Origin of the sequence: Polystyrenella longa (assembly GCF_007750395.1) — a bacterium.
Classification (GTDB): domain Bacteria; phylum Planctomycetota; class Planctomycetia; order Planctomycetales; family Planctomycetaceae; genus Polystyrenella; species Polystyrenella longa.
Genome location: NZ_CP036281.1, coordinates 420,673 through 445,437, shown reverse-complemented (window position 1 = coordinate 445,437; position 24,765 = coordinate 420,673). Strand labels below are relative to the sequence as shown.

The window sequence follows — 24,765 nt, the reverse complement described above, 5'->3', positions numbered from 1 at the left end:
ACTTAACTCTATTCCTGAAGAGCAAGGTTGAGACAGCAGAGTTCTTTGTTGATGCGGACGAAGATATCAGTTCCGAGAAAAGCGGGATGAGCGTAGGTATCCGTTCGGTCGGTGGTCAATTCCAGGCGATCTACAGGTTCGGGACCGGACGCATTCGCATCAAACAGAATCAGTTCGCTTTTCACTGTCGTAGCGAGGACATGCTTTCCATCCGTGACGAGACTGACGTAATTGCTGAAGGAAGGTTCTTCATTTACCCACAATGGATTCAGGTCGTTTTTCCAGTCCAGGCAAAATAGCCCATCCCAGACACCAAACAAACGACCGTTGGCGATGACGGGAGTATGAGAATCAGGGGCGAGATCTTCAAACGTCATCAAAGGTTCAGGAACAATCTCGCCTGCGGGATCGAATTCATAAACACGCGCCCCGTTATTCTCTGTGGCAACGAACAATTTACTGTCGTAGTAAATTGGAGTTGGTACATTGAAGTCACCCTTGAAGGGAGGGATGAGAGACCAAAGTTGTTTTCCGGATTCAAAATCCCACCCGCATAGAGCTTTTTCTTCGTAACCGATGATCTGCTTTCGACCATGCACCTCGGCAACGATCAACGAAGAATATCCCGGTGGATTGCCAGCGGTTTCCCAAAGGACTTTTCCCGTCAGCGCATTAAGGGCAACCAGGGCGGAATCCGGACCTCCGGGATGAATAATGAGTCGGTCCTCGACAAGCAAGGGCGTACCGGCGTGCCCCCAGATCATGGGAGCCGCTTCAAACTCAAACTGCTGATGTTTCTTCCAGACGACTTCGCCATCGTTCAACCGGAGACAGGCGATGTGCCCGAAGGCACCGGCCACCCAGACATGATCTTCGGAAATCAGTGGAGTCGCCCGTGGGGTGTTGCCATAATCGACTTTCCCTGGGGCGAATTGGCGGAAGGCCCAGCGTTCTTCACCCGTCTCGGCCTCAAAACATTGGAAGAGATCGCTGTTGTCGGTGACATTGCGACCGCCGACAATCACTACTCCCTGGCTGGCAGCCAAGCCACCGATCCCTTTACTGGGTAAAGGAGCAGTCCAGCGAAATTGGGCTTCGTCGGGCAGACTGTCGGGGAGCCAAGTGAGCTCACCTCGCCTGTTGCCTCCCCGCCAACCTGGCCAATCATTCGTAACGGACTCAGCTTTAAGATCCGTTACTCTTTTTTTTTACTGCTTCCCAAAACAGCTTGCTGTTCTTCGATTTCCAGAAACCCGATACTGGTTTCGAGCGACCTCAAGAGTTCTGGATGATCGATCATATCGAACAGGGCCTGTTTGATTTGATCCTGTTCTGCGGTCGATAACTCTTGATTCACAAATGCGGTCACGAAAGGGACCGATTCTGATTCACCAACAACGCGCAGGTCTCCTTTTTTTACCGACCCGCACCCTTCCAGTAGCGGTTCCGCATAACTGGAGATAACGGCCGCCGCCTGAATGTCTTTATCGAGTTCAAGTAACGCTGTCGCTGCATCACTGCAAGCGGGATACGTTTCGATTTTCTCGGGGAGAGTTACATTGGCCGCCTGGAGTAACTTCATCGGTGCGGCGTATTTTTCTTCGTTCTCTTTCGGCCCGAAGAAGAGGCGATACCCCTTCAAGTCCCCCACCGACTGCGCCGCGTCTTTGGCGCGGACGACGATCAAACCGGACTGAGTCACACCGCCATCTTTACCCGCCAGACAGGCGACTGGCTGAACATCGATTTTCGCTTTCGCACTGTCATATCGAACGACGGAATCTTTACCAATGATGAGATCGGCCCCCGCCACCGTCTTTTCTTTTAACGCGATCTCCAGTGATGCTCCCCAGGATACATTCACGGGACGATCGAGTTCGGTCTCCAGGTGTTCGGCCAGTTTTTCGTACTTTCGCTGAGCGTATCCTTTCACACAATCACACGCCAACGGCGCTGCAAGCGGATCCATGACGATCAAGTTCAGCGGCTGCTTCTCGGTTTCTGCAGCACTCGAATGAAGAGGCAATAGAAACATCAAACCACACAGGACAAGTCCAGCATTCAGAAGACGTTGCATGAAGTCATTTCTTTCTGGAATGAAGGCACAGGATTTCCTCTCTGCCGTTCAATCTCTTTATAACGCAGGCTGTTTGTGAACAGAATTAATTAACCTGCTGCTGCGAATTTGCATTCGGTTCTACATTGAGAGTCACCTCGCTGGTGGGAGCGATGGAATGAAGAGCATGAATCGTGTGATTGGGAAGATCCATCATGTAATACCGATCGCGGGCTTCATCGTATTCGATGGCGACGTTTTTACATCCGCCTGTAACGGTCACATGTCCGATGTTCGCCAGCAGTTCTCCTTCGGGTGAAAATCGTTTGATGTTACCGACGCTCGATTCGGCCGTCAGAATATCGCCATTACTGCAACAGCGAACATTCATCGGATTACAACAACTTCCGAACCCTTCTTTAGAGGAGCGATCTGATTTCCCAAAGGAATTCAGGCGTTCGCCTTCTCGGTCAAAAGAAGCGACACGGAAACGACCATTTTCGGCGACGTAAATTTTGTCGTCCTTCGCCTGCACATCCATCTGACCACAACAGCCACGCAGGTCACTGATGATCATTTCCGGGTTCTGGAATTGGTGATCCACTCGCCAAACTTCAAATCCATACCCCTCCAGGCTGGGCACCGTGACGAAAATGTCTTTCTCTGTTACAGAAAGAGCAGGAACGCGTAATTTCATCTGCATCATCATCTCGAATTGCGGATCGACTCCTTTCTGGTCCTGCTTGAGATGCTGATTGATCAAGTTGATCTGTCCCTGTAGAGCCAACATGGTTCGTTTCTGACCACGGCTGCGATCTTCTTCTTTGGTTTTCTCGAGAATGTCCAACTGCTTCTGGATCGTGATGAGATCCTCTTTCAGGTATTCCATGACTTCCGCACGTTCTTTTTTCGCGGCTTCGGTCAGTTTCTCGCGATAAGAATCGATATCGTCGATCTGTGGTGAGCTTCCTGAATGAAGAACGTTGCCATCCCGATCAATCCGGGCCAGACGCCCTTCTCCACCGATCATCAGGGATGAATCATCAAAGGAAGTCAAAGCGGTTGCTTTGAACGGAAGCTTGATCGTTTTCTGCAATTTCATTTCGGGGGAATAGACGAGAATGACGCTGTTACTACTTTCGACAGAAGCATCGACCTTCGCATCCTCGCCTTCTTCATCGAGCAGTTTTTTCTCTTCCTCGGAAAGAACCAACTGCTGAACTTCGCCTCCGCAACTGAGCAGAATGTTGCCTTCGCGGTCGAGGCAGAAGGTATTTAGATTGATCGGTTTGTCGTTGTAAGTGGCGGTAATTTTGTCGACTGGTTTATGCGTTGCGGGCAAGCCTTCCGTATTCTTTTCTTCGGGAGTCGTCCCAATGACTTCTTCAACGATCGCACTCACATTCAACGGTTCGATTGGATCGGGAACGGCTTGTTCCTCTTCGGGCACGGACGCCACCACGGGAATCAGGTCGGAACTACCCCACATTCGGACCTGGGCTCCTACCGGGAATAAAAGACTGTATAAATTTTGTGTGTGTTCAAAGTCGTTCTGGAATTCAGAAACGGTCACATTCGCCTGCATCGCTTTCACTGTGAATGGACCGTCTTCGCCCGCTTTCATCTGGATTGTTTCCCACTTCGTCGGCACCCAACCTGTTTCCGTTTTCCTATATTGAATCTCTCCTGTAACGGATGGGACTCCGTTTTCGAGATGACGATACTTCACAATGTGATAATTGGTTTGGGGAGAGACCGTGTATTCCACCTGCTCTCTATCCTCTTCTTCCAATTGTACGACGAGGCAGGTTTCCTCTTTATATTCCTCTTCGCCGATGACCTGGAGTGAATTCCAGAAGTCGACGTGATCGTAGTCATCTGCGTTGCGTACCACTTTGTAAAACGGTTCAAGTTCAGCCGGCCAGTAGTTATTCAATTCACCAGGGGACCGCGCATCGACGGAACCGAGTGAGGGCGCCTGTTCTTCTTCGCGCACGGTAAGCGAATGAAGTTCCCGCAAACCGTCGTAAGTCACCTGAGTATCAAACCAGAACTCCTTGGGATGATGGCGGGTGATCTCGCGTTCTTTGCGGAATTGAAGCCCGTTTAACCAGACCGATTCGCGCCATTCTTTAATGGTGTAGTCTTCCGGTTTTACTGAAGCCAGACGTTCCTGCAGTTCCGCTTCGTCCTCGGCCTCTTCGTAAATGGGCGGGCTGATATATTCGACCTCCAGCACCGCTTTGATCTCGTTATATTTCTCTGCGTTATGCTGCCAGGCCGCTTTTATTGCTTCCAGCTCTGCTGTGTAGGGTTCGGTTATTTCCGGTTCCTCTTTTGCCGGTACTGCCGCATCCTCAGTAGCGGTGGATGCGGGAAGGATGGTCGCTTCGGTCTGGCTGGTTGTTTCTTCAACCGGCTCGACCTCGCGTACAGGCTCATCGCATCCAGAGAACATCAGACAAAGAAAGCAGGCCCAGAGAGAACAGACAACGAGAGAACTAACTCCGAGAGGGAAAATCTTTCGAAACATTATTGCAGACTCCTGAATTGCAATCTTCCGGGACGGTCAGACTAATAGAAGGCTGGCCACCATGAGATCGAGGGTTGCCCCTTTGCTTCCATACAAGACGGATCACGCCTGATTTCGGACCGTTTTTTTTGAGATGGATGAACTATATTAACCCTAATTCGATCCCCTCAGACTGTGATCAACGGGCGAAGTCCTAGCGCCCGCTCAACAGATTCCGGGCGTAATATAGATCACCTATGTTCATCGTATCGCGATACGTTCCAGACCTACAAGCAGAATCTGTAAAGAAATTGGCATTTCAGGTGATTGCAGCAACCTGACGCAAATGCCCATGCTTAACCCGGTTCACGAAGCGGGCTGTTGATTGCGGTCGAGGTAGATGAAGCTTTTCCCTAGGCGACCATTGTAGTTACCCGCTGAGATTTTCACCAAACCGGGCGTATCGTGGCAGGCATCCATGGCGGCGTAGGTCGCTTCGGCAACAGCATCCAGGTCTCGACCGTTGATGATGATTTCCTGGATCGAAGTCACTCCTTCCGGCACCAGCGACTTCTCTCCCAGCTTCTCTTTTAAGGTCGGGCAGTACTCGGCGAAGGTGCTGGCGAAGAGAAACTTATATTTGCTGCCCGCTTTGGAAGCGCTGGCGGCGACACCACCTGGAAACGTGGTAATGGTTCCCGGTGTTTTTTCGACTCCTTCGACAGCCCGTTCTGCCGCAGTGATGGCCGCCTCTTCGGACGTGCCCATAAACCAGAGATTGCCCCCCATGATCCCATCGGAATATCCAAAGCGGCGATCGATACTGAACTCGCCCCCCATGGTCGGAATGACCCACATTTTGCGACCGTGGCGGTCGTCCAGAAATTCGTGACCATCGCCAAAATAGGAGACTTTGCGTCCGAGACGGTAGTAATCTTCTGACTCCAGCATGTTGAAGCAGGCAGTGGTCGGACAGGTCAGTACGTTTTGACTCACTCGGGAGAGCAACGCTTTTTCGAGCGCTGGTACACGATCTTTCCGAAAGCGAGGAACATGCAACTGCACAATCGCCCCCGGACGGCCATCGGGCGTGGCAAACGATTCATCGCCACCCGGACCAACGTAACGGTCCAGTCCAGCTTCACAGTCACACATAATCGTACTGGAGGCATGACCGGTGGCGGCATACAACGCATGGTTGAGCCATTTACGATCGCGGGCGGTAATCAGGAACTCGGCATACAGACTGCGAAACGCTTCGGCATAAGTATCCTCGACTTCACACTGGTACTGTTCGAACATGAGCTCCCTCTCGATCGCGGTGGCTGGTGGTTCCTGATTGATCCTCTATTATTCCGAGAGAACATTCCTTATCCGCGACCACGGCCGGGATAAACTTTGTCTTCGGTGATGACTTTGTCCATGAAGATGTCATGGTCCTGCATCGGAATTTCGGGGAACATCTGGCATTCAAAGGAGAGAGCCACCAGCGGTGTTTCCGCTTTGGCGTTCTCGAGAAGTTTGTCATAGTACCCGAACCCGTGGCCTGTACGACCGCCTCGCGCATCGAAGGCAACGCCGGGAACCATGATCAGATCGAGTTCGGAGACGTCGACTTTTTTCGCAGCGACATCTCGCAGGTCGGCTTTGGGTTCTAGAATTTTGTACATCCCGATTTCGAGTTCGTCCATCGATTCCAGCAGGAAGAGTTCGAGCTCGTCATCAACGCAGTAAGGGACGACAATCCGCTTGCCACTGTTAAGTGCTTTCTCCAGATCGTGTCGGGTGCGGACTTCACTTCTCACGTCGACATAAAACATGACTGTCTGAGCCGCTTCATATTCGGGCAGTCCCATAAAGGTTGCCACGATCTTGCTGCTGACGCCGTCTTTGTCCTCTTGGTTTTTCCGGTTCTCGTGTGCCTGTTCCCGGATTTGGTTTTTCAGGACTTGTAAATCGCTCAGGTCTGATTCAGACATGTCTGGTTTTTCGCTCCCACATGTGGTGGACAATCCGTTGGATGGATCTCCGGAAAGGGCGGTGGAGACCCCTGTTACAAACCGACGCGATTGATTTTTCGCAGACCGGTCCCTGTGTTTAAAATAGATATTCACAAGGTACCGGTCACAGGCCGGAAGTGCAAACAATCCACGACTTTGGAAGCGTCAAAGTTGGAAAGCGGTTCCCAGCTCCGCGTCCTGATTCCGCCCGCACAGACCGAGTGCGGCACAGGAGGGACCTACATCTCAAAATAATACACCCGCAATTTCCAGTTTGAAACTATTCTGAGGGCTTCCCTACCTCACTTTGTGTCTCAACAAACAGAGGTATATTGAACACTAATAGCTTATGGATGGGGGAGGGATGCAGTGAGTGAACGGAATTTACCGCAAATCCTTCGACCCCATCCTGAAATTCGCAAATTAGTGAATAGTTTGGCCTGCTGATTGCATTGTGATGTCTCCTGAAAGGAGACTTAACAATGGAGATGACGCTGGAATGGTATCCCTCACTCGAACGATACACAACAGCGTCCAGGACGGACTGTATTACGGAACTCACTGATGAGCAATGGCTTTTGATCGAAGACCTCTTTCCCTGGGAGGGTCCCTCCCGAGTTGAGAGGCGGCCACAGGCACCACCACGAGAGTGCTTTGAAGTCATTCTTTGGGTCCTGCGAACAGGCGCCCGATGGAAAGAAGCAAGGTGATTTCGCCGAGTGGATAACGAGGAATAAGAAATGACCGCGGTAGCTTTTCCATTTCCCTCTTTTACAACGTGTTGGAGGCGATTCAAATTATGGACAGAGTCGGGAGTCTTTCGACTCGCTTGGGAACGACTCGAAGAAAAGCTCCAACAGGAGGTGAAACTCGACTGGTCTGTTCACTATACTTAAGAGGTTTTGAAACTCCCTCTAGATTCGCAGGCCATGGTGTCAACCAAAATTTAATGACGAATCCTGATAACCCTTTTATTGTATGGCTAGCGGAATGGTTAAATGATGGGATGCAAAAGTTTTGTTTTAAAAGTATGTTCTTTAGTACGTATTGATATCCATCTTGTGTGGATGTATGTAGCTATAGGATTGATATGTTTTATAAGTATTGTGTTGAAGCCAATGAGTCACCAATCGTATTCCCTTCAACGCGAGATGTCGTATTGGCTTGTTATTCATCCGGTTTTAAGCTGGGTCATTACCATATTTGCAATCCCTTATTGGCCGTTCGAGGAGGGTCTAAAGATACTTTTTGTATATATCTTATCTAATATTATTACTGGGGCGATTATTCTATTGGGATTTTTATCAACTTCATTAGTTCTTGCTTATCTCATAAGTTGCATCAAGGGTACATTATGAAGGAGTTCTACCCAACCTGATGGCCGTATCGTAAAAGTATTCAACCGACATCAAAACCGAGTGATTCCAAGCGGTTGTGTTGCTGAAGAGCGAAGGATCTCGAACGAGATTCATTTCTCGACCTGAAGATTGTGATCGGATTCGACCCAGAAAATGTAGAATCGCGATTAGTGGTGGCGAAGTCTCGGTCACATCGTATACCAGCTAAGTTTTGTCGGATTGTAGGCCATTCAGTAAGGTATCACAGAGGCCAGAACCCAATGCGCTAACGGGATAGGCAATCATCATGAATAACTGAGACAAGTGATCAGTCTGCGTTGACGGATTCCTTGGGGGCCTGCAAGCCATCCGTCAGCAGCAGTCCATCAATGGCAATCTGGCTCTGCCAGAGGACATTCTTTGTTCTCACGAAATCGATGTTGGTCTCCGTGAACGTTCGCTGAGCTGTAAGAAGTTGCAAGTAGTTCAACTGCCCCGCTTCAAACGCTTTCTGACTGAGTTCCAATGTTTCCGCGGAAGCAGGAATCAGTTCTCCGCGATACAGTTCGAGCTGTGCCCGGCTGGCGACATATTTTTTGAACTCTTCCGCCAGATTACGGGCCAGTTGCAACTTGAGCCGTTCGACTTCTCGACAAGACCGAATCCATTCGCCATGGGCAGTGCGGATGTTGCCCTGGTTCTTATTGAAGATCGGAATGGGCATTCCAACCTGAACACGACCAAAAGCATCTTCCGTTCCGTAGTCGTAGCCGGCCCCTGCCTGAACGGTCACGTTCGGAGTCGGCTCAACCACGGCACGGTTATACTTCGCCATGGCCGAGGCAGCCCGGGCTTGCGCCTGTTGCACTTGTGGGCTCAGTGACAACAGCCGATCACGAGTCGTTTCCCATTCGAGCTCAGGTGTACCCATCTCGATATCTTCGTCCAGCGGCTGCGGTGCTAACCCGTTCCAACCAATCACGGCCTGCATTCGATTCCAGGCCGCATCGTATTCCGCTTGGGCATTGCGGTTTAGTACCAGAGCTTTTTGCAGTTCGATTTTCGCCTGCAATTGATCGATTTTCGAAGACTCTCCTTGCCGAACGCGGTCCTGGGCTGTCTTTAAACTGCTTTCCGCGATCTGTCGAACTTCCATCGACAATTGAAGCAGTCGTTCCGCTACGATGATCTGAAAGTATTCGGCACGCACATTATTCTCGACTCGATAGATCTGAGCCGTTCGCTCCCAGTTCGCACCGCGTTGTCGCAAGGCGTAAATTTGGGAAGCCAGATATAACTTTCCGCCCGTAACGAATTCCTGCGAGACATAGGCCCCATGCAAACCTGCCGCACCTTCGTTCCCGATTTCGTCACCGGTGTAATAAATGTTCGGGTTCGGTTTGAGCCCCGCCTGCACAAATTGGCCGTTGGCTTTCCAGGTTTCGGCACGGGCCTGCGCCAACGTCGGATTATGCTCCATCGCCAGCTGTTGTAAATGTTGCAAACTCAGCCGGACGGAACTGGAACGATCTCCTTCACCCACACCCGGGGGTGCGTCTGGAATTCGTAATTCCTGAGGAGCGGGATCCTGAGCCAGGGCAGAGTTAAGAAATAACCCGGCGAACAGGCAAACAACAAAGCTATTAGTTAATCTCAGAATCATCATCGGTCTCATGATCGTAAGGATAGCTGGATTCCATGGCTCTCACCTCATGCGTCCAACGTGAACAATCCTCTTCATCGGCACGCCAGGAGCAACTACGCAAACAGGAAGACGAAAGGCCGGTTCATCGCTACAACCCGACCAACCCAATCCCGAGCTATCCTTCTCTGACACTGAGAGTTACGGTCGTAACGACTGTAAGGAGCCGTCCTCCAGTTAGTGGCGAGCAATGTCTCTGAGATTTCAGTTCGTTTACTAAAATGGACGGACGAATCGGGATCTGTCATTGACCTCATCCCTTTTTCGTACTAATAATCCAGTTCAGACATATATCGTTCACCTTATGTTCAGTGGAAATGCGGCCCCAATCCAATGGGTACATCAACTTCAATCATCTCTATCGTCAATGTGGTGGCCATGCTGGTTCACCTCTGGGGTGGTTGTTGCGCGCATTTGAATCATGCCTGTGCCGACCATCAACATGATGAACTGGCAACACACCAACATACTCATGGTCACACTTCTGCAATCGATCACCATCCTTGCGAAGCACCTTCCGACTCAACCAATCCAGAAGAACAACCACTTGACCTCTGTGAACATGGTGGATGCGATTTCAATGTCAGTGCGACCGTACAGGTTCCAGCACCCGAACTATCACTGCTCTCCGGTCTGATCGAGATCCAGCTCGTTACACACTCGTCGCTGGAAACTTCGCTTTCACTGCTAAGACCATCGCGTTTTTCGAACGCTTCGGGTGCGCGCCTGCACCAACCGCTGCAGATCTGGCTGATCTGATTCTCTCTCGTCGCACCGAGTTCTACGCCGGATGCTTTTCGCTTGGCGTTCTCTGCACCGTGCATCATTGACGACATCTGCAAACTTGATCCGTCGATCGGTCTCCATTTTATTGGTATTTTCTGATCCGCGATCCCTCCTGTTTGCTTATCGCTCCGTTTCCATTTCGTTTTCTATCGCCCCGTCTCTGGACTGAGTCTGTAACTATGACTTCATCAACGAATAAATTGCGCTGGTTCAAAACTGGCTTGGTTGTACTAGTCCTCGTATTGATCGTCGCGGTCCTGGCCGTTCCCGATTGGCGGAATAACGCGCTAGCCCAATTAAATCGGCTATCCACCTCCCCATCGAAGAACGCTGCAGCCTCCAAAGCCGACCCTCATGCCGGACATGATCATGGCGAAGGGGGACATGACGAAGAGAAGGATGAAAACCTGCTGACACTCTCTCGAGAGGCGCGTCGCAACATCCAGTTGAAAGTCGGCAAAGTTGAACTGCAGGATTACACCCGATCGATTTCACTCCCGGGAATCGTTACCGAAATTCCGGGTAAATCCCGAATGGAGATCTCTGCACCTTTGACGGGCATTGTAACCGGGATCGAAATCATTGCGGGGGAAACTGTGACTTCGGGCGATCTTGTTTTTCGTCTTCGATTAACTCACGAAGACCTCGTTTCGGCCCAAACTGAATTCCTGCGTACGCTGGGGCAGCTGGACGTCGAATTGAAGGAAGTCAAACGGCTTAAAAAGATCTCCGAAAGTGGAGCGGTCGCAGGACGAGTCCTGCTGGAGAAGGAATACGAGGTTGAAAAACTCGAATCGATGCTACACGCCTTCCGGGAAACCTTACTGCTACACGGGCTTAGTAAAGAACAAGTTAATCTGATTGACGAACATCGTAGCCTCTTACGCGAGGTCACCATTTCCGTCCCATTCCTGCATCAGGACAACTCGATTCACGACGCGATGGAAACCTTTCACCGTGACCCATCCATCCGTCGGCTTTCCCATTCGCAATCAACCGCGAACCCGTCGCAGGACCACGCCGGTTCTACTGACGACGAATACCACCTGCGGCAAGCCTGGTTCTCAGTGAAAGAAGTCGTTGTCCACAAAGGGGAAGCGGTCCAGGCAGGGGCGACTTTGGGCGTTCTCACCAACTACGAAGATCTCTATCTGGAAGGTCATGCCTACGAGCAGGACATGCCCGAACTGAGCAGCATTGTCGCACAAAATAAAGAGATCACCCTCGTCTTTCAAAACAGTGCCCAAAATCCGGAACGGTTACCGGGAATGAAGATCAAATACCTGTCGAATGAAGTGAATCCCAACACGCGGACGTATCACTTTTATGTCGAGCTTAAAAATAATCTGATGCAACCAGAAGACTCGGTCGAGAACGATCAATTCCTGAACTGGAAATACAAACCGGGTCAGCGAGCTTATGTGGAACTTCCTGTCGAAACCTGGACGGACAGAATTGTGCTACCGCGCGATGCTGTTGTGGATGAATCGGCGAGCGCTTTTGTGTTTATCAAAGAAGGCTCGAACGAGTATCGCCGGGTAGAAGTCGAAGTACTTTATCGTGACCGTCAGAATGCGGTGCTCGTTCCGAATGCTCAACTGAAACCAGGAGTCATCATCGCGATGCGAGGGACCCGCCAGATGTATATGGCGCTCGAACGCAACGCAGGTGGAGGCGGGGACGACCACCATGGCCACGCCCATTAATCCCAACGAACTTGTCGACGTGTTCTCTTAACTATCACTGCCTTCTGAACTTTCACAGTCTCCTGAAAAGCGGTCCCGATGTTTGATCAAATACTCAAATTCTCATTGAAGAATCGTGTCCCGGTCATCGCCTTCTCCCTGTTTCTGACAGTCTACGGGCTGTATCACATTCAGAAGCTGAGCATCGATGTCTTTCCCAACCTGAACCGTCCACGTGTCGTCATCCTGACAGAAGCACACGGTTGGTCTCCGGAAGAAGTCGAAGCACGAATCACCTTACCGATCGAAACCGCCCTCAACGGTGCGAGCAATGTCCTCGCCGTCCGTTCCGATTCGGGCGTCGGCCTGTCGATTGTCTACGTCGAATTCGACTGGGACTCGGACATCTACATCGACCGACAGATTGTGAACGAGCGACTTCAGTTGGTTCAGGAAAACCTGCCGGAATCAGTTACTCCCACATTAACGCCGATCTCGTCTATCATGGGTCAGATCCAGATGATCGGTGTCTGGAGCGAAAACGAAGATGTCGATCCGCTCGAACTACGCACGCTGGCCGACTGGGTCATTCGGCAACGGTTATTAACCATCCCCGGTATCTCTCAAGTCTTTGTCATGGGGGGCGAACGGAAGCAATTCCAGGTACTGGTCGATCCCGATGCGATGCGTAAATACGGCGTCACGTTGCAACAAGTCGACCAGGCTGTCGCAGAGAGTAACCGAAATGCCGTCGGAGGGTATCTCGACGAACAGGGCGCCAACGAGTTGCTTGTTCGTACTCTGGGACGTGTTCAGAAAATTGAAGACCTTGAAAAGCTGGTCATCGCTAATCATGAAGACCAACCGATTCTGTTAAAGCAGGTCGCGAGAATCGTCGAAGCGGGCCAGATCAAACGAGGAGACAGCTCCGCCTTTGCACGCAATGAAGAGGGTGTGCTCGATGGAGGCGATGCCATCATCCTGACCGTTAATAAACAACCCGATGCCGATACCCGCCGGATTACCGAAGATGTGATTAAAGCACTGGACGAACTCGAAGCAGGCCTTCCGGACGGAGTTCATATTGAACCCTTACTCTACTCTCAAAAACAGTTCATCGATCGGGCGATTGAAAACGTTATCGAAGCGTTGCGGGACGGAGCCGTGCTGGTCACCGTCATTCTGTTCATCTTCCTACTGAACTTCCGAACCACACTCATCACATTGACAGCAATTCCGCTGTCGATCGTAATCACCTCGCTGGTATTTGCCTTCTTCGGATTGAGCATCAACACGATGACGCTCGGTGGCCTGGCGGTCGCCATTGGAGAACTCGTCGACGACGCCATCGTCGATGTGGAAAATATCTTTCGGCGACTGGGAGAAAATAAACAGAAAAAGAAACCCGACAGCCCTTTGCTGGTCGTTTATCGAGCGAGCTTGGAGATTCGTAACTCCATTGTCTTCGGCACAATGATTGTCATCCTCGTTTTCCTGCCCCTCTTCGCCCTCTCCGGGTTGGAAGGTCGCCTGTTCGCTCCGCTGGGTATCGCCTACATCGTCTCCATCCTTTCCTCATTGGTTGTCTCGTTAACGGTCACTCCTATTCTCTCTTACTGGCTGCTGCCTCAAAGTAAATTGCAGGCAGATCACGACAGCTTCTTTCTGCGATTTCTCAAAAAAGTGGGAGGCGGAATGATTCGTTTCAGCCTGACCGTCCCCCGGTTAATACTGGGCGTCGCCAGCCTGGCGGTCGTGTTATCGGGACTCGCGTTAACGCAACTCGAAAGCGACTTTCTGCCCGAGTTCAACGAAGGTTCATTCCAAGTCAACATCGGGCTTCCCCCGGGAACGTCGCTGGCAGAATCGCGTAAAGTCGCGCACCAGGTTGAAGATCGACTCGCCAAAATTGAAGACGTCGACAGCTTTGTTGTTCGTACAGGTCGTGCCGAGCTCGACGAACACGCAATGGATGTGAATACGAGCGAAATCATCATCGAGTTTAATCCCGAAACGACCCGGACTCGCGAAGAGATTCTCGCCGAGATCCGTAGCGAAATGCAAGATATTCCCGGCATCATCGCGTCGTCTGACCAACCCCTGGCTCACTTGATCTCCCATATGCTCTCTGGAGTGAAGGCCGATGTCGGTATCAAAATTTACGGTGACGACCTTACCACTCTCCGCCGGTTGGCGGGACAGATGAAAGCGGAGATTGCCTCGATCGAAGGGGTCACGGATCTCTTCGTCGAACAACAGGCGGCGATTCCGCAATTGCGAATCGAACTCGACCGGGACCAACTCGCCCTGTACGGTTTGCGACCAGAGGAAGTGAATCAATTCGTCGAAACGGCGATGCAGGGACGAGTCGTTTCTCAAGTTCTGGATGGGCAACGGATCTTCGACTTGGTCGTGCGGATGCAGGAAGAGTACCGGGAAGATCTACAGAAACTGCGACGACTCGCCATCAACTTGCCCGATGGAGGAGTCATTCCGCTGGAAGCGGTGGCCGACATTTACGAAGCAACCGGCCCGAACATTATCCGCAGAGAGCAAGTCCGCCGCCGTATCATTCTGCAATGTAACGTCGCGGGCCGCGGGGTCGTCGACGTGGTCAATGAAATTAAAGAAAGGCTTGAACCGGTCGAAGCCGAACTGCCTACAGGATACTTCGTCGAATACAGCGGTCAGTTTGAAAGTCAGGAATCGGCCAGTCGGTTAATCATGGCCTTCTTCGCGCTGTCGCTCATCGGCATCCTGATCGTGCTCTACACCATGTTCGGATCCTTCAACTTCTCCCTCCAAGTGCTCGCGGCCGTACCAATGGCCTTCATTGGTTGCGTGATCGCCCTGCTCTACACCGGCCAGACGCTCACCATCGCCAGCATGGTCGGTTTCATTTCGCTGGGTGGGATCGCCTCGCGAAACGGAATTTTATTACTCAATCACTACCTACATCTCGTTGAATTCGAAGGGGAAACCTGGTCGAAAGAGATGATCGTACGAGCGGGACAAGAACGTCTAGCGCCGGTCCTCATGACGGCTCTCACCTCCGGGATCGGCCTTGTCCCGCTCGCTTTTTCTGCAGGTGAATCGGGCCGGGAGATATTATACCCCGTCGCCACCGTCATCATAGGGGGGCTGATTTCCAGCACCATCCTGGAATTCCTCGTCCGCCCTGCCCTCTTCTGGCTCTACGGTATGAAAGCAGGACAACGGCTCATGGAAACGAAAGAAGACGAGAGCGAAACGCTGGATTAATAAAGATCGCGATGTCGGTCGCTCGCTTATAACCCTATCGCAGCTTTATCTGCTTCACAAAAAAAGCCCGTCTCACTCTGCTGAGGAGACGGGCTTTGCATTTACAGGGTTCATGCACCGTTAAACTTTTGGTGCGGCGTCCAGTACTGCTTTCGAGACGCCGTCGGCATATTTCTCGAAGTTCTTATTGAATGACGTGGCCAGTTTAGCGGCGGTCTTGTCGTAAGCGGCGGGGTCTTTCCAGGTGTTTCGCGGAATGAGCATTTCACTCGGCACGTTGGGACATTCGGTGACAATCTCGAAACCGAAGACCGGGTCTTTCTGAGTCTTCGCGTTGGCCAAAGCGCCCGAATGAATGCCATCGATAATCGCTCGAGTGTGCGGAAGGCTGATTCGCTCACCCACTCCAGGAGGGCCACCGTTCCAGCCCGTATTCACGAGCCAGACGTTCGCGTTATGTTTCTGGATTTTACTGGCGAGCAGGTCAGCGTATTTCCCCGGATGCCAGACCAGGAATGGCCCACCAAAACAGGGAGAGAACGTTGTTTGTGGTTCCGTTACACCGACCTCAGTTCCGGCCACCTTCGCCGTGTATCCGCTGATGAAGTGGTACATCGCCTGCTCGGGCGTCAGCTTGGAAACAGGAGGCAATACACCGAAAGCATCACAGGTCAGGAAGATGACATCGGAAGGATGTTCGGCAATACATGGAATTTTTGCACTCGGCATAAACTCGATCGGGTAAGCTCCGCGCGTATTCTGCGTGATGGTCGTGTCGTCGAAATCGACATGATGATGGGCTTCATCATAAACAACATTTTCGAGCACTGCCCCAAAACGAAGAGCCTGAAAGATTTCCGGTTCCCGTTCCAGCGACAGATAAATCGCCTTCGCGTAACAGCCCCCTTCAATATTGAAGATACCGTTATCGGACCAGCAATGTTCGTCGTCACCAATGAGGTACCGTTTGGGATCGGCCGAGAGTGTCGTTTTCCCGGTTCCCGATAATCCGAACAGAACGGAAGAGCGACCTGTATCACGATCCGCCGTCGCCGAGCAGTGCATCGACAGAATGTCTCGTGCCGGCATGAGGTAGTTCATGACAGTGAAGACCCCCTTCTTCATCTCGCCAGCGTACTCTGTTCCCAGAATGACGATCTTGCCTTCTTCGATACAAAGATCGACCGAAGTTTTGGACGTCATTCCCGTGGTGTATCTGTTAGCGGGGAAGGTACCGGCGTTGAAGATCACATATTCTGGTTCACCGAAGGTTTCCAATTCGGCATCGGTCGGGCGGATCAACATATTGTGCATGAAGAGTGCATGGTAAGGACGCGAGCAAATCACCCGAACTTTAATCCGGCAATCTGGATCCCAACCAGCAAAAGCATCGATCACGTATAACGTCGGACAGAGATTTAGATAGTCGATCGCCCGTTCATAGTTCGTATGGAACGAATCGAGATCGAGAGGATAATTCACATCACCCCACCAGATATTCTCTTCCGATTCCGAATTCTTGACGACCCGTTTATCTTTGGGAGACCGTCCTGTTTTCTCTCCTGAATAAGCCAGCAGCGCGCCGGTATCGGAGATCGACGTCCCCGGTTCATGACGAATGGCCTCTTCATACAGCGCGGAAGGGGCCGGGTTTCGCAGCACCCGATTGACGGAAATTCCGTAGGCTGAAAGGTCAAAACTCTCCATGAGGACGTCTCCTAAATCCATAATTCGCAATAAATCAGATAAAAACTGAGACCGAAATCCAATGACAAGTCTCGCAGGTCGTGTTCTAACTTCAATTTAGGAAAAAGGGAACCGGAGTATAAGAGACAAACAGGACATTTTCGTCCTGTTCTAGATATTGGGAAGCAAAAGGCGAATCATCAAAGGACTTACTTGTTTGATGCTGGCTCAAACAAACTTGGCAAATCGGTCCCCGGTGCATAAATGTTGAACAAAAACTTTCCATCACTCGACGATATCTCCCTGCCCGTATCCGTCTTCGTATAAGTAAGCACTGCCCCGGTCGCGTCCGGGGTGCGGGGGAGTTCGTCGATGTAGTCGGGGATCAGGTCTTTCAACTTCTCTGGGAAGTCGCCCCGCTCGCGGTAGTAGATATGCAAACCGAGCTGAACGAGTGCCATTTGTTGATAGAGACGGTCTGAATTCATGCTGCGGTAACAGGACTTCAGTGCAGGGATGAATTGATTCAGGTAGCGTTGGCTGTACGAAGGTTTGTGAAAGGCGGCGAGTAAATCTTCACTCGTGGTGCCATCGTCAAAATAATCCCAGCGGCAAGCTGAGTCATTCTGATTTAACAATGACTGTATCTGGCTAGTGGCACACTGATGTTCAACAAAGGGAGGAGCCTCCCAGGGAGGTTTGGCACAATGAGCGAGCCAGTTTCGATAGAAGAGACTAAGGACTCGCTGAAAGACTTCCGGCTCATTCGATAGATAGTTGGACCAACTATGTTGAGCCAGTTTAGGTGCCAGCGTACGTCGCATTCCGAGGTACTCGAACTTGATGGCAACCTCAGGCCCGGGGAACTGTTGCTGCAAGCGGGTCAGGTCGTCACGGAACTGACGCAGTTCTTCCAAGGTGATTTCCTCTTGAGCAAGGAAACGCTCAAACTGCGAAAGCCAGTTTTTGTGCATGGCATAACATACCAGTTGAGTAATCAGACAACCATTTCGAATATGCCGTTCGATCCGCATCAGCAGACGATACCGATCCCACACTGCTTTACGATCACCCTCGTGCATCAAGCGGGCTGTATCTAACAGGATAATTCGACTGATATCTCGTGATTCTTGTGTCACTTCCAACAGAGACTCGAAACTAATTTCACGGGGGTCGATTTCAAACCCTTGGGCTATTTGACTCCCTTCTTCCCACGGCCCTATGAGAGGTCGCATTTCCTCCAGATATTCGACGGTCGCTTCGTTCGCATTTTCCCAGGAATCGTAAGCGATGTTGTAATTCACATTCGCGGACAGGTTCTGTTGATGGATCAGATCGCGAACTTTCAACCATCTTGAATACGTATTAAACGCGTTCGGTTCATCCAGAGGATACTTTTCCTCAAAGGCCGCCACGTCGAAGGGTTCTCCCAGATCAGGAATCGACCGGACTCGCCAATCACGCCAAGCGAAAAATGCCGTCGTCATCACCAGCAGGCCGATCGCCAGTAATAACAGCCGCTTTTTGCGAATCGAGTAAGCAGCCATAAGAGAACCTGTTCATGTGGAGATGAATTATTAAAAACCATCATCCTTGATTTTAGGATCAGCCACACCTGATTGCTACATTTCCAACACAACTTCACCGTAATAAGAAACAAAAAAGGGATGCCCGTCTGAACAGGACACCCCTTTGGGAATTACGATTATTACTTAACGGTTCTATTCCGCAGGTTGCCCCGTGAAGTAGTCGGGCACACTGTCCGATTTCCATTTGATGTTACAACCGATGCTCGGTTTCTGAATCGAATCAACCGGACGTCCATCCAGTAGGCTGTCACAAGCTCCGCGTAAATCCTGTCCTGTCACAGGCAGATCATTCCCGGGTCGGCTGGAATCGAACTGACCGCGGTAGACCAGTTTCAAGTCACTGTCAAACAGAAAGAAGTCGGGGGTGCAGGCAGCCCGATAGGTTTTGGCAACGTCCTGAGTTTCATCGTACAGATAGGGGAAGCTGTACCCCCGCTCCGCCGCTTCTTTGATCATCAGTTCGGGACTGTCATCCGGATGAGTCCCGACATCGTTCGAGCTGATCCCGACGACTCCCAATCCTTTCTCCTGGTACTCTTTGCCAAACTCTGCAATCGCGGATGCCAGATGAATCACGAAGGGGCAGTGATTACACATGAAGATGACAACCAGCCCTTTTTTACCTTTGAAATCACTGAGCGAAACCGTGTTGCCATCAACATTCGGTAGTGAAAAATCAGGCGCAGCCTGACCAAGCGGCATCATGGTGGAAGCAGTTTTAACCATCAGGAGAAATCCTTATCTGAAAAGTTCAGGAGAATGCAAAGTCACAGCGGAGGAGTTTTCATTCTATTCAAACCCCACTTACGAAAAAAGGACTGTACCTCCGGAAAGTGGTGATCATGCCTATTCACAAGGTTCCGAGTTTCATAAAACACCGAAAAAAGGGGCCCGTACAATCGTGCCAGCCTAAACCTTAAGCTGCCTTTTTCGCCTGCCGGGTAGTTTCCTGATCGATTTCCGTTTGCATCGTATGGGGATCAACTCCATCTCTCCGGGCGACTTCGGCCCGGCTGAGAATTTGATGATCGACCATATGGGTATCTGCCAACCGTTCGCGCGATCGATCCCGATTGACGAGTTGGGGAAAGTTCCAACTGGGGCGATACCGATCGAGAAAGTCGTCGGGCAGTAACTGTTGTGATATCGCTTCTCGCATAACCCAGCGCCAGATCCTGGTGAACTCATTGGCAAAGAAGTTCTGCTCCGACTGGAACATTTTCACAGCCGGTCCTTCGGCCACCATCGTTGATGAATAGTTGGCATTCGCTGCGTCCGACGTCAGCATAAACTCAGGCAGCCCCGCTCCGGCCGCCGTACACAACAGCAGTAATCGTCCCAGCGGAACGGCGTCACCGAAGTTTGTATTCGGCGAGAGGTACTGCAAGTCCGTTCCAGCAGAAGTCGTTAGAATCGTTCCCGGAGCAAAGCGTTCCCGCCGCACACTGTCTCCTCCGTATCGCGTCGAAGATGTCTGGGCGCTCTCCGCCAGGTTCGTCGCTGCCGAGGCGGACCCCTGCACCTTTCGCCACAACACAATGGAGGCCTGTAACTTTCGCGCGAGCAGTTCGGTCTCGACCCATCTGTTAAAAGACGACAGGCAGGCGAGTATCGGAGCGAACAGGCTCTCCCCTCGCTTCTGGTTGGAATCTACATTGATTCTTGTATGAAAAACTTCCGCCGCCGGAATCTGTTCCAGCAGTTCACCCGTGTTCGCATCGACTTGCAAATAATAAATCGGCGTCTCGACATCGTGTCGCTGAGTAATGATTCCCTCGCTGTCTGGTAACTCCGCTGTCGCCCCAATCTGTTCCGGATCAATAAACCGTACTGTCGGTGGCCAGACCTCGGTATCAAACTGACGAAGAAAGGTTTCTCCATCGCGCCATGTCCGCTTCGCATATTCCCGGTAACTGAAATGTCGTTGGTTCTCGGACAGAAAGTCCTTCCAAAGGGTGGTCGCCGAGCGCGTCAGTTCCCGGTCTTCCTGCTCTCCCTCCCGTAACTGCGGTTGATGACTCAACTGCAATTCTGGTCCAACCACATAAACTTCCATCAATCTTAGAATGTTCCGCGCGTGAGGATTCTCGTGAACCATCTTCCGCACCTGATCCCGGGTCGCCGCCTGCTCCGATTCAGTTGCTCCTGTTTTCGATTTACCCACCTGCATCCATTCCCCCGAATCGTCAGCCACTGGTCGAGAATGATTCGCTTCGACCAGCTCCAACAGATTCTCCTGCACTCGCCGCTGGTACTCCGCTTTCAACTGCGCAATCCGCCACCGGTCTTTAATGAAACTCAACATCAATCGCTACTCCCTGTTAATTATTAAATTCGTAGATCTAAGTTTGTTGCGTCTGGCTGTTTCCACACGCTCTTACCGCTTCAGGTTACAACTGAAATCCTCTTTCATCAGGTAAGGTCATCTCCAACCAGTCGGACGAAGCGGTCCCTTTGACGGCGTATAGACAAGCCGCCCCCAATGCGAAGGCCCGGTCGTCGTGATAGCCGAGACGAGACTGATGATCGATGCGAATGCGTCCCCGTCCCAACTGCTTCAACAACAATGAAGCGAGTTCAGTCTCCAAGTCATCCTGTCTCTCTCCTCCCGAAATTTGTCCACAACCGGAGTACCACCGAACCCGTCGCCCGACTATCAATTGCCGTAGCAACATCGCCAGTTCATGATTGCCACGACTGCCGGCGAACTCGAATCGTTGAATAGGATACTCGTTCTCCAGTCGCTGGATCGTGCCCAGCAATTGATACTCGTCGATGATGAATCGCTGCACGGAGAACGACGACGCAATTTCGTGCATCCATTCCTCCACCCACGCCACAGGCGTCGGTTCATTGGCAGAAGGCACGACAACATCCATCCGATCCACAATCAATCGTTCCCCTTCGCAATGCAGGACGATGCCAACGGTGTAATCCCGCTTTTCGGCATAGTCGATCGCGGCGATATATTCATACTGAGGTTCGCCCCGGTCACAGTAAACGAGTGAGTCCAATCGGCAAGCTTCTGCTTCCGCCAAGGTGACGAATTCCCCATCCGAATGCTGCCATCTATTGAGCCATAACCGCTCGTACACTGGGAGTGGAAGCAATTGCCGTTGCTCTTCCAGGCTCTCCTGCTGAATCCAACTCGCATGGGGTCCATCAAGCGAGGCGAAGTACCACCGGTGATGTCGTCTAGCGTTCTCCCGCACTTCCCACTGCCAGTCCCGCCCAACGCCTGCGTTTGTTAATACGATCAGCAAACAATGCCGCCGTTTGGATGCGGAGGACAACAGCGAGTACCACAAATCGGCCTTCTCCCAATGGCACAGTTCATCACACACCACAAAGTCAGGCAGGATTCCCCACGAACTTTGAACGTCGGACGAGATCAATTCCAGCCGACTTCCTGTCAGTTGATTCTCGACGTACTCTTTTCTCACAACGAGGTCGCGGCAGAGTTGGGGGTTCAGCTGAATTAACTTTCGGATTGCGTTCAGAATCAACCCCGCCTGATCCCGGTCTGCAGCCGCCGCGACTCCACGTAGATTCTGTTTGGCATACTGCAAGATCCATGCTATCTGCACCGCCATGTCGGACGTCTTACTATGTCCGCGTGGGCGTTCGATGTAAGCCCGTCGAATTAACCTGCCTTGTCTGGAAGGCTTTCGATCCTCCGCCAGCCATCGCCACGCCGGATCGAGTGCCGCGAAGTCGTCCTGCTGCCAGGGTTCCAGAATTTCTCGTAATGGCTGATGACCTTCCGATTCAATTCGGAGTTGGTTCCGAAAATATTCGGGCGACTGGGCCAACAATCGATCATGAGCCGTTTTTCTCAATTGCAGTTGGCACTTCAATCTCCATCGCTCGAGCCAGGTTAAGAAGTTCGTCATCCGATAAGTCATCCAGAGTTTCGTCAAAACTAAAAAGAGGAACATGCTCAATCGCAGGCACACCATCCCATCCCGGTGGTGGCATCGCTTTTAGCCAGTTTGTCTGAGCACTCACGCTGCCTTCCATTGCCTGCCGGTACAATGCCATCAATACGTTCTGGCTCAGTAATGTCATCACAGCGTAGTATTCATCGCGAAAGCTCTCCTTCTCGGTGAAGGTTCGTAGAAAGGAACCTGTCGTCTGTCCCATCTGTTGGCAGGCCCCCATAGGCGACGCCCCCTTCTGCACCAACTGCAGGACATCTCGTTGTTCGGTATTCGTCAACAGTCTGTTTCTCATACCGTTTGGCTTGCTCTTACTTTTCGAAGTGCTCCCGATTGTCGAGGAGGTAATAGATCGGGCGCGCGTAGCGACTTTTTTCGAAGGTGCTTTTCGTGAGCGTCCTTTTTTTGCCATGCCGTTTCCTTGTTCCGTAAAGTGCTGAATGTTGTTGCAGTCCGGCGCGACCTTTTCCACAAACACCGATCCTCTGAAATCCCGCTCGCTCCAGAAATGAATTAAACCTCCCCATCTCTGACAGGCATTCAATCCACGGCCACGAAGTCGTGTGGCAGGATTCCCGTACAAACCGATGCGCCAAACCGAGTCCGCGATAGTCCGGATGCAATACAATCCGGGAAAGCATCACCACTTGTCGATCCACCTGTTGCATCTGAACGCGGTTCCAGGTTCCCTTGCGGTTGAAGAACCGATTTCTTGGTCGCAGCGATAACGGAGCCGAGGTGAACGCGGCGATCCCAACTGGTCTCGAGTCATTCCACAGTAATGTCACCCGGCGAACGCAGCCTAGGCGATGACTTCGATAATTCCACCGAGCGAAGTACGGCCAGTCGGCAGAGTTTCCTTCGCTGATCCAGAACCGACGGAAGAAGTCGTCTCTTTTTTTTTACCGTCGTCTGTATTCACTTCCACAACACCCTCTCCCAGACATTGCACATGCACATCGGATTGCAGACTTTCGACAATGTCTTCGTGTGTCGTGGCCAGCAACAAACCCACCCCGAATCGCTCGGCCAGTCGTCGCATATTGCCGGCCACCAAATGCGCCAGTTTCCGGTCGAGCGTCGCCGTGAATTCATCGCAGAGAATCCACTTTGGTCCTGCTGCAAACCCAAGAGCCAAGCGGAAGCGAAACCGTTGTCCATCGCTCAGTTCCCCCGGTGACCTCAACGCCAAACGGGCTTCCCCCAACCCGCAGGCAGCCAACAGAGAAAGAGAGTCTTCTACTGGCAATTTAAATAAATCGACCAGCGGCTTCTCTTCCCACGTAAGCCGTTCAACATCCAGAACCCCCTCCAGTTGTGTGGCCACGTTCTGTAATAAACTCGACTTTCCCGATCCTGATGGGCCCGTAAAACAGACAACCTGACCAGACTCGATCGGTAACTCCATCTCGGGAATGATCTCCTGTGCCTCGCGCTGAAGATCGATCCCAAAGTGGTCCATCACCATCGATGTGTTAATGGAAGGTGACTTCGGTTGAAATTGATGAATGACAGAAACTTTCATAGTTAAGATTCATTTCCTGATTTGTTTTGAACCACGAAGACTCGAAGGTACTAAGAGAATTAATGACTTGATTAGCTGGGTAATTGCACGTGCACAGGTACTCGCCAGCGTCTGATTATTTCGTTCAGGTCCTGTTGGATTTCCGTCCAGTGTTCGGGCGGCACTTCCAATGTCACTAAAACATGATTTTGCTCCGCCTCCTCTTCTTCGGGTTCAAAGTTGGGATCGGGAGTAAACAGGAAGTCGTTCAGGTCCCTCTCATCAAAACCGGTAAGAGTCGCGTCAAAATCAGGAAGATCGACGAGGTCCGTCATCAATGTGGCTAACGCATTTTGATCCCAATCGCTTCCGACTTGCCGGTTGTTCAATGTCACATTGAGAGCCTTCTCCCGTTCCGTGGACAGCGAAACCACTAGTACGGGGATGTCGGTCTCTCCCCGGTCCTTCAATATTTCCACCCGTTGATGGCCGGAGACGATATGCCCCGTTTGATCATTCCAGACAATGGGTTGCACCAGGCTGAATTCCTGGAGCGAACGTTCCAACCGACGATAAGCGGGAGTCCCTGGTTCCAACGGAATGCGAGGATTGTATGGAGCCGGCTTGAGTTCCGTGATCGGCATCCTGCGTAAGGGAAACGATATTCCCCCCTTCCCCTCAACTTGGGGATTAATTTCTGCGAACATAC

The 24,765-nt window shown here is 51.5% G+C and carries 19 protein-coding genes; 4 read left to right on the top strand and 15 right to left on the bottom strand.

What is annotated here, in order from left to right:
* Window positions 1-8: 8 nt before the first annotated feature.
* The 5 genes from Pla110_RS01625 to Pla110_RS01605 form a co-directional block, all read right to left on the bottom strand.
* A complete protein-coding gene (locus Pla110_RS01625) occupies window positions 9-1,106 on the bottom strand; it encodes a PQQ-binding-like beta-propeller repeat protein (protein WP_144992551.1) in 1,098 nt (365 codons plus the stop codon).
* Between the two features lie 89 nt (window positions 1,107-1,195).
* Window positions 1,196-2,077 carry a PhnD/SsuA/transferrin family substrate-binding protein gene (locus tag Pla110_RS01620; RefSeq protein ID WP_144992549.1) on the bottom strand — a complete coding sequence of 294 codons (882 nt, stop codon included), beginning with the start codon at window positions 2,075-2,077 and terminating at the stop codon, window positions 1,196-1,198.
* Between the two features lie 85 nt (window positions 2,078-2,162).
* A complete protein-coding gene (locus Pla110_RS01615) occupies window positions 2,163-4,589 on the bottom strand; it encodes an NHL repeat-containing protein (RefSeq protein ID WP_144992547.1) in 2,427 nt (808 codons plus the stop codon).
* A gap of 345 nt (window positions 4,590-4,934) precedes the next feature.
* The gene (fhcD, locus tag Pla110_RS01610; protein ID WP_144992545.1) at window positions 4,935-5,870 is read right to left on the bottom strand and encodes a formylmethanofuran--tetrahydromethanopterin N-formyltransferase; all 936 of its coding nucleotides are present in this window, start codon (window positions 5,868-5,870) and stop codon (window positions 4,935-4,937) included.
* Between the two features lie 68 nt (window positions 5,871-5,938).
* Window positions 5,939-6,547, bottom strand: a complete 609-nt coding sequence (locus tag Pla110_RS01605) for a 5-formyltetrahydrofolate cyclo-ligase (protein ID WP_144992543.1) — start codon at window positions 6,545-6,547, stop codon at window positions 5,939-5,941.
* A gap of 503 nt (window positions 6,548-7,050) precedes the next feature.
* Between Pla110_RS01605 and Pla110_RS23055 the strand changes: the two genes are divergently transcribed.
* Window positions 7,051-7,278 (top strand): transposase, encoded by a 228-nt coding sequence (locus Pla110_RS23055; RefSeq protein ID WP_144992541.1) that lies wholly within the window; start codon window positions 7,051-7,053, stop codon window positions 7,276-7,278.
* Between the two features lie 955 nt (window positions 7,279-8,233).
* On the opposite strand, the gene Pla110_RS01595 is transcribed toward Pla110_RS23055, so the two are convergent.
* Entirely contained in the window at window positions 8,234-9,571 is a 1,338-nt protein-coding gene (locus Pla110_RS01595) for a TolC family protein (protein WP_197440431.1), read from the bottom strand.
* 369 nt (window positions 9,572-9,940) lie between these two features.
* Between Pla110_RS01595 and Pla110_RS01590 the strand changes: the two genes are divergently transcribed.
* The 3 genes from Pla110_RS01590 (at window position 9,941) to Pla110_RS01580 (ending at window position 15,339) form a co-directional block, all read left to right on the top strand.
* Window positions 9,941-10,366, top strand: a complete 426-nt coding sequence (locus Pla110_RS01590) for a hypothetical protein (RefSeq protein ID WP_144992537.1) — start codon at window positions 9,941-9,943, stop codon at window positions 10,364-10,366.
* A 206-nt stretch (window positions 10,367-10,572) separates the two neighbouring features.
* Complete coding sequence (locus Pla110_RS01585) at window positions 10,573-12,099, top strand: efflux RND transporter periplasmic adaptor subunit (protein ID WP_144992534.1); 1,527 nt, start codon at window positions 10,573-10,575, stop codon at window positions 12,097-12,099.
* Window positions 12,100-12,177: 78 nt separating this feature from the next.
* On the top strand, window positions 12,178-15,339 hold the full coding sequence (locus Pla110_RS01580; protein WP_144992532.1) for an efflux RND transporter permease subunit: 3,162 nt from the start codon (window positions 12,178-12,180) through the stop codon (window positions 15,337-15,339).
* A 120-nt stretch (window positions 15,340-15,459) separates the two neighbouring features.
* On the opposite strand, the gene pckA is transcribed toward Pla110_RS01580, so the two are convergent.
* From pckA to Pla110_RS01535, 9 genes are all read right to left on the bottom strand, one after another.
* Window positions 15,460-17,046, bottom strand: coding sequence for a phosphoenolpyruvate carboxykinase (ATP) (gene pckA / locus Pla110_RS01575; RefSeq protein WP_144992530.1), 1,587 nt, complete (start codon window positions 17,044-17,046; stop codon window positions 15,460-15,462).
* A 188-nt stretch (window positions 17,047-17,234) separates the two neighbouring features.
* Window positions 17,235-18,572 (bottom strand): hypothetical protein, encoded by a 1,338-nt coding sequence (locus Pla110_RS01570; protein WP_144992527.1) that lies wholly within the window; start codon window positions 18,570-18,572, stop codon window positions 17,235-17,237.
* A gap of 174 nt (window positions 18,573-18,746) precedes the next feature.
* Window positions 18,747-19,340, bottom strand: coding sequence for a thioredoxin family protein (locus tag Pla110_RS01565; RefSeq protein WP_144992525.1), 594 nt, complete (start codon window positions 19,338-19,340; stop codon window positions 18,747-18,749).
* 190 nt (window positions 19,341-19,530) lie between these two features.
* Window positions 19,531-20,919 (bottom strand): phage portal protein, encoded by a 1,389-nt coding sequence (locus Pla110_RS01560; RefSeq protein WP_144992523.1) that lies wholly within the window; start codon window positions 20,917-20,919, stop codon window positions 19,531-19,533.
* Window positions 20,920-21,004: 85 nt separating this feature from the next.
* Window positions 21,005-22,507: a terminase large subunit domain-containing protein gene (locus Pla110_RS01555; RefSeq protein ID WP_144992521.1), complete on the bottom strand. Its 1,503-nt coding sequence runs from the start codon at window positions 22,505-22,507 to the stop codon at window positions 21,005-21,007.
* On the bottom strand, window positions 22,434-22,832 hold the full coding sequence (locus Pla110_RS01550) for a hypothetical protein (RefSeq protein ID WP_144992519.1): 399 nt from the start codon (window positions 22,830-22,832) through the stop codon (window positions 22,434-22,436). The genes Pla110_RS01555 and Pla110_RS01550 overlap by 74 nt, the downstream gene beginning before the upstream one ends.
* 31 nt (window positions 22,833-22,863) lie before the next feature.
* On the bottom strand, window positions 22,864-23,220 hold the full coding sequence (locus Pla110_RS01545; RefSeq protein WP_144992517.1) for a GNAT family N-acetyltransferase: 357 nt from the start codon (window positions 23,218-23,220) through the stop codon (window positions 22,864-22,866).
* A 134-nt stretch (window positions 23,221-23,354) separates the two neighbouring features.
* A complete protein-coding gene (locus Pla110_RS01540) occupies window positions 23,355-24,077 on the bottom strand; it encodes an ATP-binding cassette domain-containing protein (protein WP_144992515.1) in 723 nt (240 codons plus the stop codon).
* A 71-nt stretch (window positions 24,078-24,148) separates the two neighbouring features.
* Window positions 24,149-24,763, bottom strand: a complete 615-nt coding sequence (locus tag Pla110_RS01535; protein WP_197440430.1) for a ParB N-terminal domain-containing protein — start codon at window positions 24,761-24,763, stop codon at window positions 24,149-24,151.
* Window positions 24,764-24,765 lie beyond the last annotated feature (2 nt).

Coding starts and splice junctions, on each gene's coding strand:
- Pla110_RS01620 (WP_144992549.1), bottom strand. CDS start 2,077: ATGCAACGTCTTCTGAATGCTGGACTTGTCCTGTGTGGTTTGATGTTT.
- Pla110_RS01615 (WP_144992547.1), bottom strand. CDS start 4,589: ATGTTTCGAAAGATTTTCCCTCTCGGAGTTAGTTCTCTCGTTGTCTGT.
- fhcD (WP_144992545.1), bottom strand. CDS start 5,870: ATGTTCGAACAGTACCAGTGTGAAGTCGAGGATACTTATGCCGAAGCG.
- Pla110_RS01605 (WP_144992543.1), bottom strand. CDS start 6,547: ATGTCTGAATCAGACCTGAGCGATTTACAAGTCCTGAAAAACCAAATC.
- Pla110_RS23055 (WP_144992541.1), top strand. CDS start 7,051: ATGGAGATGACGCTGGAATGGTATCCCTCACTCGAACGATACACAACA.
- Pla110_RS01595 (WP_197440431.1), bottom strand. CDS start 9,571: ATGATGATTCTGAGATTAACTAATAGCTTTGTTGTTTGCCTGTTCGCC.
- Pla110_RS01590 (WP_144992537.1), top strand. CDS start 9,941: ATGGGTACATCAACTTCAATCATCTCTATCGTCAATGTGGTGGCCATG.
- Pla110_RS01585 (WP_144992534.1), top strand. CDS start 10,573: ATGACTTCATCAACGAATAAATTGCGCTGGTTCAAAACTGGCTTGGTT.
- Pla110_RS01580 (WP_144992532.1), top strand. CDS start 12,178: ATGTTTGATCAAATACTCAAATTCTCATTGAAGAATCGTGTCCCGGTC.
- pckA (WP_144992530.1), bottom strand. CDS start 17,046: ATGGAGAGTTTTGACCTTTCAGCCTACGGAATTTCCGTCAATCGGGTG.
- Pla110_RS01570 (WP_144992527.1), bottom strand. CDS start 18,572: ATGGCTGCTTACTCGATTCGCAAAAAGCGGCTGTTATTACTGGCGATC.
- Pla110_RS01565 (WP_144992525.1), bottom strand. CDS start 19,340: ATGGTTAAAACTGCTTCCACCATGATGCCGCTTGGTCAGGCTGCGCCT.
- Pla110_RS01560 (WP_144992523.1), bottom strand. CDS start 20,919: ATGTTGAGTTTCATTAAAGACCGGTGGCGGATTGCGCAGTTGAAAGCG.
- Pla110_RS01555 (WP_144992521.1), bottom strand. CDS start 22,507: ATGACGAACTTCTTAACCTGGCTCGAGCGATGGAGATTGAAGTGCCAA.
- Pla110_RS01545 (WP_144992517.1), bottom strand. CDS start 23,220: ATGCAACAGGTGGATCGACAAGTGGTGATGCTTTCCCGGATTGTATTG.
- Pla110_RS01540 (WP_144992515.1), bottom strand. CDS start 24,077: ATGAAAGTTTCTGTCATTCATCAATTTCAACCGAAGTCACCTTCCATT.
- Pla110_RS01535 (WP_197440430.1), bottom strand. CDS start 24,763: ATGTTCGCAGAAATTAATCCCCAAGTTGAGGGGAAGGGGGGAATATCG.